Genomic DNA, 14,261 nt, shown 5'->3' with positions numbered 1-14,261 from the left:
ACACTTGCAACACCCTTTTTTAAATTAATTCAAAAAAAGCGTTCATCCGTTCATTTAATCGGCAAAAAAGCAGTTTTATTACATATTTTGATCAAATTTGTTTTAATACTGAGCTCATAACAACTGTTACAATACGCTCCATACTCTTTAATTTAGACCACTTAAGTTGCTTGCGACATTAAGAATCGTCTTGGATCTATTATGCAACATACTCACTATTATTTATGTGCAACACTTTTAGCGGTTAGTTTTGCTTCTACTGTACAAGCAAATGATGAGCTCTCTACTACAGCCGCAAGCGACGCTTCTGTAAATGAAGTTGCACCAGATGAATCATCGACGACACAGGTTTCTAGACTTGAATCTTTAAAAGAACTTAAAAATGTAAAAGCGAATGATTTAAAAGTGAATGCCAATGCTGCACAGCCTGATAGCATCAAAGATCCTTTAGAAGCCTTAAATCGTGAAACCTTTGCATTTAATGATTTCTTAGACCGGAATTTTGCAAGACCAGTAGCCGTACAATACAAAACTAAAGTTCCTGATAGTGTGCGTGGTGCTTATCGTTCTTTTCGTAAAAACTTAAATGAACCTTGGAATGCCGTAAATCAATTGGTACAAGGTCGTCCATCACGTGCGGCGAAGTCATTAGGTCGTTTTACCATTAATACAGTAACCACTTTAGGTTTTGCAGACCCAGCGAGACGCTTGGGCTTAGATATGGAAGAAGAAGGGTTCGGCACAACACTTGGTTATTACAGCGTGCCATCTGGTCCATATTTGGTTTTACCGATTATCGGCCCAAGTACTTTCCGAGATGGCATTGGCTTCTTTGTTGATGGTCAAGCCCGTCCACAACGCTATATGTTCGACAATAACGATGGTATTTACTGGTCTGATCAAATGTTACGCGGCATTGATGCACGTGCTCAAATTCTTGATGTTGAAGATGTACTTCAAGGTGACCGCTATGCTGCAATTCGTGACATTTACCTACAACGTAAGAATTTTGAGATTGCACAAAAGCAAGGTTTAGATGCGGATAACATTTCTTTTGTAGATGAAGAGCCAGACGATGGCATGGATGACACACAAGATGAAGATTCATCAACACCTTCTGAATAATTTGTAAAACTTATTTGTCTGGAAAAATATTCTTTTTCTAGCAATTACGTGATTGATATAGTACATCTAACTAGGTACACGCCAAGGATCATACAATTTATATATGTATTTCATTCAACCGACTCGCAATATTCCTTATTTAGATCAGGTGCTTAACACACTACCAAGTGTGCAAATGATTCACATAGATGACTTAGACTTGTATGATCCGACCATTATTGCCATAGCCGATGTGCAAGATTACCTCATTCATCAATGGAATTTACCGACCATTGTATTGGCATTCGAGAATGAAGGTACGGCTTTGGCACAAGCTTGGGAAGTGGGTGCTTTGGCTGGCTGGATCTGGAACCGCTTACCCGCAAACCCAGAACACTCCTTATTAAAGATTGATGCCCAGTACAAGCGCAATCAAGACAGTCGTGATCTTCCCTCGGCTGCTGAATTACAAAAACGTTTACTGCCTAATCCAATTGAACTCACCAATTATCAGGTTGAAACCCTGTTCCAACCTTCAGCCTATCTTTCAGGCGACTGGTATGACTACTGGAAACTGAGTGATAAAGAAATCATCTTCTATTTAGCTGATGTGTCGGGTCATGGTGTGACCAGCAGTTTACTTACCTCTTGGATGGCTGCTTTCCATGGTCGCTCTAAAACCCCAAGAGAGTTGATTAAAAAACTGAATGGCATGCTGGTTCAGGAAAATATTGAAAAGCACATCACCATGATTGCGGGTACGCTGAATTTAGAAACCCATGTTTTAAAATGGTCGAGTGCAGGACACTATCCGCCCGCAATTCTTTTAGAACCAAATCATCCGCCTAAAATTCTAAATACCAGCAGTTTCCCGTTGGGTCTTACGGAAGACCTTGAAGTGGAAGAATTTGAATGTGTATTAAACAAACAATCGCGTTTCATTATTTGCTCGGATGGCGCCCTTGAACCTTTCGATGGCGGACTGAACGAACAATTTGAACAATTGGTCTTCCATTTGCAAAATCAATCATTTCAAGCACCCGAACATGTTGCAGATGATATTGCCATCTTAAGTTTATGCAGAATGAATTAGTCTATTTTTCAAATATTTAAAGATTTAAACCTGCATCTACGACTCTAGAATACTTGAGTCTGTACTTGCCCTATGTGATAATTTTCCTATCCTTCTCTGAAAATGGCATTTATATGTCAACAGGTCATGTTGAATATGCAAGCTTAGATGGAACGCATATTTTTAAGCTTATTGGCGAAGTGCGTGCCCAATCTTGTATCAGTCTAGACAAACTTTTAAACCGAATTGAACAACAGGCGAATGTTGTTGGGGCAATCGTAGATTTAACCCAAACGACATTCATCGACAGTACCGTGTTAGGCATTTTAGCGAAACTTGGGTTGAAGCTAAAACAAGCGCATAACATTCAGGCTGTCATGTTATCAACCAATCCCGATATTACGACTTTAGCCAACAGCATGGGCTTAGGTCAGGTTTTTGTCATCCTGAATTATTGTGGTGACCCAAGCGTATGTACACTTGAATTAATGGAAGAACATGTAACGCATTCAAACATGCTTACAACTGTACTTGATGCGCACAAAACCTTGATGAAATTGAACGAAAATAATCAAAATATGTTTGAACCACTGGTCAAACAACTTCAAAAAGAACAAGATAACATGGAACAAGCGTCTAATCAGCAAAACGCTTAATGCACCCGTTGCAAGGATGAACACATGTCTTTACTTTCTGTTGCTCAAATGAATTCTCAAAATGACATTGAAGAAAACTTCAAGGTCATCGAATCATTTATTCAACAGAGTAAAGCACAGGGTTCCTCTTTGGTGGTGTTTCCTGAAAATTTCGTGTGTTTTGCAGCAGGCAAGCAACGAGATACTGCTCTACAATTTGAAGCGATTCAAAAACGACTTGAGACCTTGGCACATCAGTATCAGATCTGGATTATTGCTGGGACCTTACCCTGTCCTTTCCGCCCAGATGGTTCCGTGATTCAAGATGGTCGTGTCCGCACCGTCAGTTTATGTATTAGCCCTGAACGTACCGAAGCCCGTTATGACAAAATTCACTTGTTTGATGTACAAGTGGGAGATGCTGTTGGGGGCTATCAAGAGTCCAAGTTTTTTGAACCTGGATCTGAGCTTGTGGTCGCTAAAACACCTTTTGGCAATATTGGCATGATGGTTTGTTATGACCTCCGTTTCCCCGAACTGGCTTTGCATTTACGTGCCCGTGGTGCCCACATTTTAACGGCGCCTGCTGCGTTTACTTACACCACAGGTCAGATGCATTGGCAACTGCTGCTACAAGCTCGCGCGATGGACAGCCAATGTCAAGTTTTAGGTTCTGCACAACAAGGTTGGCATGGTGAAAAACGTCAGACTTGGGGACATACGGCTGCCACCAATAGTCGTGGACAATTACTAGATATCATTCAAGAGGATGGTGCGCATTTAATTACTGTGCCATTTGACTTACAAGAACAACAACAAATCCGTGAATCTATGCCCCTGATGCAACACCGTAGACTGGTTCAGTTCGGTTAATTCACGCTTATTTCTCTATCAGTCATATATTTTATTCAGCTTAATTTACCGCCTCATTTCAAACTGATCACTCTGATGCAAGCGTAGTGATTTCAGCCTAGATTGCATTAACCCTGCTTGACTATAATTTAATCTTAATCAAACACCTTTGATGTATAGGTATCCTGTATAGAGATGTAAATTTTATTGCTTAAGACTTGCACTACTATTTAAATCGTGTACGATATATTTGTATTCGATATAAATTAAAGGTGAATAAGATGTCTCTAGAACAAGTGGTTTACCGTGCTAAAGCAAAAGCAACGGGTGGTCGTGATGGTCGTGCAATTTCTGATGATGGTATTCTGGATATCAAACTAACACTCCCTAAAGAAATGGGCGGCATGGGTGGTGGTACCAACCCTGAACAACTTTTTGCAGCAGGCTATTCAGCTTGTTTCTTAGGTGCCATGAAATTTGTAGCGAACCGTGATCAATACAAGATTCCAGCAGATGCATTTATTGAAGGTGAAGTTGGCATTGGCCCAATTCCAACAGGTTTTGGCATTGAGGTGACTTTAAATGTGCATCTTCCTACCATGGATGCCGATGAAGCTGAAAAACTTGTCGCTGCTGCCCATATTGTTTGCCCATATTCAAATGCGACACGTGGCAATATTGATGTGAACTTCAACATTATTACTGCGTAATAGAGTTCTGCTCATCTCATTACAAAAAAAGCGCCCAAGTGGCGCTTTTTTTAATTGATTGCCCTTATTCCTCGGTTTGATTGGTCACACGTAACACTTCTTCCAAAGTGGTTTTGCCTGCCAAAACTTTCCGTAATCCATCATCACGAATAGAACCCGAGTGCTGACGTGCATAATTTTCCAACTCAAACTCAGCTGCATTACCATGAATTAGACGACGCATCGACTCATCCACAGGTACGATTTCATAAATGGCTGTTCGACCACTAAAGCCCACATGTGAACATTGCTCACAGCCTTGCGGCTCTGGCAATTTCAAACCTTGTACCACAGGCACAATCGATTTAAACATCTGTTGTTCAAACGAATCCGCCTCATGCCAAGTAGTGCAATGCGGACACAAGGTGCGTACCAAACGCTGTGCAATTACGCCAATCAGTGAACTTGAAAGCAAGAAGGGTTCAATCCCCATATCTTTTAATCGAGTGACAGCTCCAATTGCGGTATTGGTATGTAGCGTCGATAACACCAAGTGACCGGTTAAGGATGCTTGAACTGCAATTTCGGCAGTTTCTAAATCACGAATTTCACCGACCATGACCACATCAGGATCTTGACGCAACATAGCTTTTAAGGCTCGTGCAAAGGTCATGTCCACCTTGGTATTCACCTGCGTCTGACCAATCCCCTCTAACTGATATTCAATCGGATCTTCAGCGGTCAAAATATTACGCGTGTTGTCATTCAAGTCAGATAAAGCGGCGTAAAGCGTAGTGGTTTTCCCCGAACCTGTCGGACCTGTTACTAAAATAATGCCATGCGGGCGATGCACCAGCTGCGTTAAACGTTCATAGTCAGGTTGCAATAAACCCAAGTGGGTCATATTCAAGCGTCCCGCTTGTTTATCCAATAAACGCATCACCACACGCTCACCATGTGAAGACGGCAAGGTCGACACACGCACATCCACTTCACGACCCGCTAGACGCAATGAAATACGTCCATCTTGCGGAACACGTTTTTCCGCAATATCTAGCTTCGCCATGACTTTAATTCGCGACACCAAAAGCGGTGCTAGTTCACGGCGTGGCTGTACAATTTCACGCAGTTGACCATCAACCCGCAAACGTACCGAAAGTTTCTTTTCAAAAGCTTCAATATGAATATCCGAAGCACTGACGCGAATCGCTTCCGAAAGCAAGGCATTAATCAAGCGAACAATCGGAGCATCATCTTCCTGATCCATCAAATCTTCAGCTTCGGGAACCTGATCGGCTAAACTAAGTAAATCGGGGTGATCTTCCAGTCCCGCAGCCACTTGCTGAGACTCCCCTGTATCCCCTGCATAACTTGAACTTAACAGTGCATTGAAACGTTGATCATCCAACACTTCATAATGTGCAGGTGTCGTCAGTAAACGGCGTGCTTCTTGTAATGCAATCCATGCGGTATTTTCACGGCGTACAATAAAAACCTGATCCCCATCATATCGAAGTAAAACGCCATGTCGTTTGGCAAAACTATAAGGAATTTGTATTTGTTTAAGTATTTGCATCACAAAATTATAATGATGAAAAAGAGGCTTTTGAGTGTACTCTAAGCTTATGACAGCGTGAAGTCTGTTTTTGACTGAACTGACTAGAGGATTTTTTTATTTTGGCACCATCTGATTTAGAGCATATTCAAGCCGATCATCCATCACTAAAATGGTGGGGCGAACAAAAATTCGAATTAAACCAGGCAAGAACATGGCAGTTCGGCTCTTTATTGTTTCGTCTGGCGCGCAGCATCAACGAATGGCGACTGGAATATCACCGTCCACTATTCCAGAAAGATTCTGAACGTCAGTGGAAAATGATTGATGATCCAGAGTTTGCTTTTCCGCAGCCAATTAAAATCGAGCGTTATATGTTTCGTAAAACGCACGATACTTTTCATCTGATGCCACGCCTCGCAGATCGTTCGGTGGTGATTAAACCTGTCGATCCGATTTATATTCCAGCAGGACAACGCGGCACCTTATATATCAGCACCCCCTTATGGATTGCTGGTTTTGTCGAAAGCCAACGTGAACCCTTATTTGATTTGCCCATGATGCAACCCAAAGATACATGGTTCGGCCCTGACCAGCGGACAGGTGAAATGTGTTATGCAACTGCGGTGGATGGGCGGACCGAATTAAACTTACTCAAACCCAGTCCTTTTCGTGCCGTCACGCCAATTGAATTTCACAATACCAGCGGTCAACAGCTACGTTTTGACCGCATGAATGTACCCGTGTCTGCATTGCCGCTGTTTTATAGTGAAAGTACCGATCGCTTATGGACCTCGCAGATTAAAGTTATCCATGAAGATTTGACGCGTCCACCACGGATTAAAATTGAAAACCGCACCCCACCATTGGCGGGCGAAGTGACTTATGTGCATGCGCCACGCTCCCCTGGGGGTGCTTTGTTAAATATGTTTGACTCATTTTTTTAGGATGCTTTTATGCCAGATACCAATATTCCTAAAGATGTTGCAGTCAGCCTGAAGGAAATTTTTACCAATATTAATTTGGAGCGTATCAGCGAGATTTTGGTCGCGCTGGTGCTGTGTCTAATCGGTTTTATCTTAGCGCGCCTGATTTCCAATACCTTTATTCGTACCGTTGGACAGAATTTTAATGCCCATCAAAGCATGGTCTGGCGACGCGGGATTTTCTATTTCATTTTCGTGCTGTTTATCATGGCGAGCCTGAAAGAAGCTGGCTTTAAACTCAGCGTCTTTATTGGCGCAGCGGGTATTTTCACGGTCGCACTCGGTTTCGCTTCACAAACCTCTGCCAGTAACCTCATCAGTGGTCTATTCCTGATTGGTGAAGGTTCCTTTGAAGTAGGTGATACCATTCAAATTACCTTAATTCGAGGTCATGTCATTGAAGGTGAAGTGATTTCAATTGATTTACTTTCAGTCAAGCTACTGACTTTAGATAATATTTATGTCCGCCTGCCCAACGAACAATTGATTCGTGCGCCCGTGATGAATTTATCTAAATTTCCCATTCGGCGGATTCCCATTACCTTATCGATTAACTTTCAGGAAGACATCATTAAAGTTCGTGAAGTCCTGCTGGATGTAGCAGCACGCTATCCTTTGGCACTGGATGATCCTAAACCTGAAGTGACCGTTACCGCCTTCCGTGAATCATCCATCGAGATTCTGTTTGCCGTATGGTGTCGACAGGAAATTTTCCTCAAAGCCCGCGATGAGCTACAAGAACGTGTTCGCAATGGCTTCTTGGAAAATCATATTGAAATTCCTGTGCCTAAAATGGGCATTATTGACCGCCCTCGCCCGAAAGCCCGTGATGAGATTGATCAATATGCTTATGAGAAGGAACTGAAACAAGAGCGCAAAGAGCGATAAAATTATCGCTCTTTTTTTTGCTCCAATAGACTTGGAGGTAAAGGTGCGATATAGGCAATCACCAACATCACCGCACCCGAGCCAATAAAGGAAATCACCCGCGTTAAGGTACCACTTTGAGAGAGATCCAATAACAACAACTTGGCAACCACAATCCCCAATAAAGCAGCCCCGACAAACCAGATTTGACGAATATGTCTTTGGCTAGAAAATGTCATTAAGACAAAGGCCAGAATTACCCACAGTAAAGTCAAACTCAGTTGTACCGAACCATCTTGCCAGATTGCGCCGCCCCACAATGGTGTATCCATATAATGATGCATACCACGTACCACAATACTGCTGAATACCAACAGGCCAATCAGAATCGTGCTAATTTTCAAGCTCCATTCTGTGGAGGATTGCTGCACGAAATCATGCTGATAGATCATCCACAACAGCCCGCCAAACACCAGCAAAGAGAGCACATCAGTTAAATTTAACAGCGGTGCCAGATAATAATGAGTTGCCGAAAACGGATCGAGATTCAAAAGTACTAACCACAACAGTCCTAAACACCACATTGAAGTTTGATTCAAAAAATCGGCTTTATGTGTAAAGAACACATACAGCGCATAAACGACTGGAACCACACCCAGTGCCCATATTGGCATTTGCGGGAATATGGCTAGTCCGATAGCCGCCAGTGCAAAACACAACTGCGCAGACCATAATTCATTGCTGATGCGTGTAGAAACTCGCTGCATGAACATCAACATCAAGCTCAAGAGCACCGCACCCACGGCAAAACTCAGTTGTACCATTAGACTTGACCATTGCTGACTGCTAAACACCTCTTCAAGCAGAGTCACCCCGTAAAGCAGCACCAACAAGCCAGCCAGTAAGGTGAGTTGTAAATTTTGCCATTCCAGTTTCAACCTCAACCAAACCACCAAACTAAATCCAGCCAGCAATGCGGTCGCAATTGTAATAGAACAACTATAGCTCCATGCCTGCCAGTGCATCAGCTCGACACCCGCAATGGCTCCTGCATACATGCCTGAAATCAGAAAAATACCGCTCAACATCCGTGCGCTGAAATATTTTTCTACATCCTGATAATGCAGCAAATAAAAGGCGGAAATAAATTGAGCGATGGCATAAATGCTGGTTGTTAATACTGGAAAATCATCATTCGACCAGATTTGATACATCAGCGCGATGGTACTCAGCAGCACCAATGCCACACCAATATAGCGACTAAGTCGATAACGCTCGGTAATACCCCAGACTATTAAAGCGGTACCTTGAATGACCCAACCCGTAGAAGTCCAATGTGCGCCTTTTGCCAGCGGAAAGATCAAGGCCGTAAAGACCACAGCAAGAATAAAAAAGCTTTTCGCCAGAATCGACAACTGCGGATGCTGACGTTTGATCCATAAATTTAACAGTCCATAGGTCACCGCCAAGGCAGCTGCTCCCCAAGTCAGAGCAACGGTTGAGTCATGCATGAGAAAAGCGTGTAATGAGAACCCCAGCACTGGAACACTGAAAATTAAACCAACATCTAGAATGGGTTGCAGTTTTTTCTGTGTATTCGAGCTGGGCTCGGATGCATGCTGCTGCTTTTGTTCTGCCAGCATCAACTGGCTATAGCGAATGCTCAACCAAATAAACAAGAAGATCTGTAACCAGAGAATCACATCTAAAATATTGAGCTGATCATTTTCCGCATATAACCCAATAACCGATCCCCCAATAAACATGGTGGCGAAAAAGGCAATTTGGTGCAAAATTTTCCACGGTTGCAAGTAATTAACGGCAACCACAGCCAAATTAATCACAAAATAATAGCCAAATAAAAACACCACATCAGGATGATTGTGCGGAATCAGCAACGGCGCCAGATAAGCCATACTCAAGGCCAAAATGGCCAAATACAAGGCTTGCTGTTTCAGGCTCAACACAACGGTCAACCCGAGTAAAACTACAAATAGAATGCTGGCCGTCATTAGACTGTGTACAACGGCAAAATGGTGCGCAAAAATCAGCGTGAGGAAAATCACGGCCAAACCCAAACCTTGCAGGGCAATCGCAAACAATGCATTTTTACGTTGTAGCAGATAACCTGCAACGGTGGTTGCGCCTCCTGCTGCTGCAATAAAACCCAGTTTGACCGCCAAACTTAATTGCCAATGCTCACTGGCAAATCGCAGCAACAACACAATACCAACCATCAGTACCGCAACTGCGACACGCAAAATCGGATTGCCATGTTTCATCCAGTCTAGCGCGGGTTGCCACCAAGCAGGAGGCTGCGAATCAGGTACTGGTTTTTGAAGATCCGAACTTTGCTGTGGTTGCTGTACCGTTGCATCTTGTTGCTGGGTCAGCGTCAACTGCCCCGATACAGGGATCGCTGATGTAAGAGGCTGCTCTACTGCCGTTGGTTTGAAGGCTGGTATCTGTGGTTCAGCTGCCACTTGCTGTATCTGCTCCAACATCACCAATCGGTTTTGAAATGTGCTGATCAAGTGAATAATGCAGAACAGTAAAACCAACACTGCCCCAGCAATCAACCACAGCCATGTATTGGCATAACCCCATAATGCCAGCAAAGTCGCGGCATAAATCAGCGCCTTCTGCACCCCAATGCCTGCGGACTGCATCATGGGACTGGCTGCCGCCTGTTCCAATTGCAGCAAACGCTGATGGATATTGGAAATCGACTGCACCAATACTAGGGTCAATCCAATCGCAGCAGCGAACACCGTAGATTGCCGTTGCATCACAATCGCAACGACCAACAGCACGCTTAAGGCAATTAAGAGGAGGAGCATTCCCTGTTTATCTTTTTTATACATGAGTCAATGAGTTACACAGCTTCAATTTATTTATCTTACTTGATCAAGCTTCAAGCAGACCATTTCACATACAAAATACTGCAATTTTATAGACTTGAAGCTCATCCGCAAAAACTACAAAGCTGCTGAGTGACATTCGGCATAAGACAGATTTGCCTTTTTCACGTAAGATAAGCCCTAGTTCATAATCAGGATTTGCAGCATGCCACCATTTGTATTGGTCGATGGGTCATATTTTTTATTTCGCGCCTTTCATGCGGTCCCACCTCTAACAACTTCTACGGGGTTGCATACCAATGCTGTACGTGGCGCAATTTCTGCGATTCAGAAACTGATGCGTCGTACTCAACCAACACACATGGCAGTCATTTTTGATACACCAGAACCGACTTTCCGCCATGAACTTTCCCCCATTTATAAGGGTGATCGTCCGAGCATGCCCGATGAGCTAGGACAACAAATTCCATATCTACACGCACTGATTCGCGCTTTAGGTATTCCTGTACATATGCTGCCAGGTGCAGAAGCCGATGACATCATCGGTACACTCGCAAAACGTGCCGAAGCCAAAGGACAACAAGTCCTGATTTCGACTGGCGATAAAGACATGGCACAATTGGTGACTGAAAAAGTTACCCTTGAAGACAGCTTCAAAGAAAAACCCATGGACGTGAATGGCGTCTTTGAAAAGTTTGGCGTTTGGCCAAATCAAATCATTGATTATCTGACCTTAATGGGTGATGCTTCCGATGGCATTATGGGCGTTCCAGGTGTAGGTGCCAAAACCGCAGCAAAATTGCTGACCGAATACGGTTCGATTGGTGGTATTTTGGAAAATGTCGATAAAATTAAAGGTAAAGTCGGTCAAAACCTAAAAGACAATGTTGAAGGCATTGCGATTGACCATCAACTGGCGAGCATTGTTTGTGATCTAGAATTGGGCATTTGCTATGAAGATTTAGCCCTTCAAGACCCGAATGTGAATGAATTACGTCGCTTATATACCGAACTGGAATTCCGTAACCAGTTACAGTCGCTTGACCATCCAAATAATCCTAACAATAGCAACAATAAACAAAGCAATGCCAGCCTTCAGCAAGCTCCAGTCGCTGCACCAATTGAAACTGAAGACCAAGCCACCTTAACCAGTGTTGATGATCAACTTGGTCAAGCCAACTATCATACGGTACTCTCTGCCGAGGCTTGGGACAACCTGTTACAACGCATGCAGACTGCGAACAAGTTTGCAATTGATACCGAAACCACCAGTCTGGATTATCGTGTTGCAGAAATGGTCGGCTTCTCGATTGCATTTGATGCTGAAGATGCTTACTACGTCCCGCTCGCACATAATTATGAAGGTGCACCTGCGCAATTAGACCGCAGCAGCGTTTTAGCACAAATCAAACCGATTTTAGAAAATCCTGAGATTAAAAAAATCGGTCATCACTTAAAATATGATGCGCATATTTTTGCCAATCACGGCATCGAGCTGCAAGGTTGGTATTTCGATACCATGCTGGCATCCTATGTGCTGAACTCTGTCGCAACCCGTCACGGCATGGATGATGTGGCACGTCTGTACTTAAGCCATCTCACCACCACTTTTGAAGAAGTTGCGGGTAAAGGTGCGAAACAAAAGACCTTCAATCAAATCGAGATTGAAACTGCGGCACACTATGCCGCCGAAGATGCCCATGTCACCTTCCGCTTATATGAAGTACTGGATAAAAAGCTGAAAGTACATCCTGAACTGATCAATATTTTGCACAATATTGAAATGCCTGTGGCACGCGTACTGACCCTGATGGAAGAAAACGGTATTCAGCTTGATCTGCAGTTCTTAGATCAATTGGGTGAAGATTTCTCCAAGACCATGCAAGATTTGGAAAATCAGATCACCGAATTGGCAGGTCAGCCGTTTAATGTCAGCTCACCTAAACAGGTCGGTGAAATCCTGTTTGAAAAACTGGGCTTAAAAGGCGGCAAGAAAACCTCAACAGGCCAATACAGCACCAGCGAAAGTATTCTGGAAAAATTGGATCATCCGATTAGTGCACTGATTCTGGATTATCGCGGTTTATCCAAACTGAAAAGCACCTATACCGATGGTTTATTGAAGCAAGCCAACAATGATACCCATCGCGTACATACCAGTTATCATCAAGCGCTTACCGCAACTGGACGTTTATCTTCGACTGATCCAAACCTGCAAAATATTCCGGTACGTGAAGAAATTGGGCGCCAAATCCGTAAAGCCTTTATTGCACCAGAAGGTCGTGTGTTATTGGCAGCCGACTATTCGCAAATTGAATTGCGTTTGATGGCACATTTCTCTCAAGATGATGCCCTGCTGGATGCCTTCCGCCATGGTCAGGATGTACACCGTCGTACCGCATCGGAAGTCTTGAACATTCCACTAGATCAAGTCACTAATGACCAGCGTCGTCAAGCCAAAGCGGTAAACTTTGGTCTATTGTATGGTATGTCAGAGTTTGGTCTGATTCGCCAGTTGGGCTTTACTCGTGAAGAGTCACAAAACTATATCAAGCAATATTTCCATCGTTACCCTGGCATTTATGAGTACATGCAACGCACGCGTCAAGTTGCCTTGGAGCAAGGTTTTGTTGAAACCATTTTAGGGCGTCGTTTATATACCCCTGAAATTGATGCGCGTAACATGATGATCCGTAAGGCAGCGGAACGTGCTGCCATCAATGCCCCCCTACAAGGCAGTGCCGCAGACATTATTAAAATGGCGATGATTGAAGTGGATAAAATGCTACCGAAAGATCAAGCCAAAATGTTGTTACAAGTGCACGATGAATTGGTGTTTGAAGTGGATGCCGACATTGCGGATGAACTAGCACCAAAACTGGCTGAAGTGATGCAATCGGTACTGGAAATTTCAGTGCCGTTGCTGGTTGAAGTCGGTAAAGGTAAAAACTGGGATGAGGCTCACTAAACAGAGCAAACTCCCGTGACCATAAAAAAAGGACTCTACTTAGAGTCCTTTTTTATGACCAAATCAAAAGATGATGAGGAAAATCTTATAACCCCGTCAACAAGGCAATTGCGACTTCATTCATAATAATTTCGGCAATATACAGCGCCAAAAATGCAATAATTGGAGACAAATCAATCATCCCCATATTTGGCAACAAGCGACGGAATGGTGCCAATAAAGGCTCCGCCAATTCCTGAATCACTTCAATATATGGCGAACGCGACTGGGTAAACATCACCACCCAACTTAAAATAATCGTGGCAAAAATCAAGTAACGACAGAAGCGAATCAAATCCTGAATCATGGTAACAAAGGTTAAAATCACCAAATGAATCGGACTGTTCGGCATGGCACCTGACAAGTACATGATGCCAAATATTTTAAGTAGATAAAGCACCACCACCAAGGCCAAGGCAGCAGAGTTCACTCGCCCTTTACCCAGTGTTGGGAAAATACGACTAAAAATATCCACAATCTTGGTGGCTTTGACTGTCGACATCACCACAGGATTGTAGGGATTAACCGCAGCCAATTGCATTAAAAAGCGGAAGAATACGAGCAAAATCGCTACGTTAATAATAATGCCAAAAATTAGCGCAGAGTTTGCACCCATATTAAAATTTTCCTAAT

At 43.4% G+C, this 14,261-nt stretch carries 11 protein-coding genes; 8 read left to right on the top strand and 3 right to left on the bottom strand.

Annotated elements, in window-relative coordinates; all coding sequences use genetic code 11:
• Positions 1 to 201 precede the first annotated feature (201 nt).
• From GWK51_RS15775 to GWK51_RS15755, 5 genes are all read left to right on the top strand, one after another.
• A complete protein-coding gene (locus tag GWK51_RS15775; protein ID WP_161934424.1) occupies positions 202 to 1,125 on the top strand; it encodes an MlaA family lipoprotein in 924 nt (307 codons plus the stop codon).
• Positions 1,126 to 1,228: 103 nt separating this feature from the next.
• The gene (gene gigA / locus GWK51_RS15770) at positions 1,229 to 2,197 is read left to right on the top strand and encodes an RsbU family protein phosphatase GigA (protein ID WP_100242108.1); all 969 of its coding nucleotides are present in this window, start codon (positions 1,229 to 1,231) and stop codon (positions 2,195 to 2,197) included.
• A 113-nt stretch (positions 2,198 to 2,310) separates the two neighbouring features.
• A complete protein-coding gene (gigB, locus tag GWK51_RS15765) occupies positions 2,311 to 2,832 on the top strand; it encodes an anti-anti-sigma factor GigB (protein WP_100242107.1) in 522 nt (173 codons plus the stop codon).
• Between the two features lie 24 nt (positions 2,833 to 2,856).
• Positions 2,857 to 3,684, top strand: coding sequence for a carbon-nitrogen hydrolase family protein (locus GWK51_RS15760; protein ID WP_161934423.1), 828 nt, complete (start codon positions 2,857 to 2,859; stop codon positions 3,682 to 3,684).
• Between the two features lie 260 nt (positions 3,685 to 3,944).
• The gene (locus GWK51_RS15755) at positions 3,945 to 4,373 is read left to right on the top strand and encodes an organic hydroperoxide resistance protein (protein ID WP_161934422.1); all 429 of its coding nucleotides are present in this window, start codon (positions 3,945 to 3,947) and stop codon (positions 4,371 to 4,373) included.
• A 64-nt stretch (positions 4,374 to 4,437) separates the two neighbouring features.
• On the opposite strand, the gene gspE is transcribed toward GWK51_RS15755, so the two are convergent.
• Positions 4,438 to 5,928: a type II secretion system ATPase GspE gene (gene gspE, locus GWK51_RS15750; RefSeq protein WP_161934421.1), complete on the bottom strand. Its 1,491-nt coding sequence runs from the start codon at positions 5,926 to 5,928 to the stop codon at positions 4,438 to 4,440.
• 125 nt (positions 5,929 to 6,053) lie between these two features.
• Between gspE and GWK51_RS15745 the strand changes: the two genes are divergently transcribed.
• Positions 6,054 to 6,854, top strand: coding sequence for a hypothetical protein (locus GWK51_RS15745; protein WP_171519192.1), 801 nt, complete (start codon positions 6,054 to 6,056; stop codon positions 6,852 to 6,854).
• A gap of 9 nt (positions 6,855 to 6,863) precedes the next feature.
• Entirely contained in the window at positions 6,864 to 7,781 is a 918-nt protein-coding gene (locus GWK51_RS15740) for a mechanosensitive ion channel family protein (RefSeq protein ID WP_100242102.1), read from the top strand.
• A gap of 2 nt (positions 7,782 to 7,783) precedes the next feature.
• On the opposite strand, the gene GWK51_RS15735 is transcribed toward GWK51_RS15740, so the two are convergent.
• Positions 7,784 to 10,624: a DUF2339 domain-containing protein gene (locus tag GWK51_RS15735; protein ID WP_161934419.1), complete on the bottom strand. Its 2,841-nt coding sequence runs from the start codon at positions 10,622 to 10,624 to the stop codon at positions 7,784 to 7,786.
• Positions 10,625 to 10,826: 202 nt separating this feature from the next.
• Here GWK51_RS15735 and polA point away from each other — a divergent pair, with 202 nt between their 5' ends.
• Positions 10,827 to 13,589: a DNA polymerase I gene (gene polA, locus GWK51_RS15730; protein WP_161934418.1), complete on the top strand. Its 2,763-nt coding sequence runs from the start codon at positions 10,827 to 10,829 to the stop codon at positions 13,587 to 13,589.
• Positions 13,590 to 13,674: 85 nt separating this feature from the next.
• Here polA and GWK51_RS15725 read toward each other — a convergent pair whose 3' ends face one another.
• Positions 13,675 to 14,244 (bottom strand): YggT family protein, encoded by a 570-nt coding sequence (locus tag GWK51_RS15725; RefSeq protein WP_100242099.1) that lies wholly within the window; start codon positions 14,242 to 14,244, stop codon positions 13,675 to 13,677.
• Between the last annotated feature and the right edge of the window lie 17 nt (positions 14,245 to 14,261).

Origin of the sequence: Acinetobacter kanungonis, assembly GCF_009939195.1 — a bacterium.
Taxonomy (GTDB): domain Bacteria; phylum Pseudomonadota; class Gammaproteobacteria; order Pseudomonadales; family Moraxellaceae; genus Acinetobacter; species Acinetobacter kanungonis.
The sequence above is the reverse complement of the archived record's forward strand: the minus strand, read 5'-3'. Positions and strand labels throughout refer to the sequence as shown.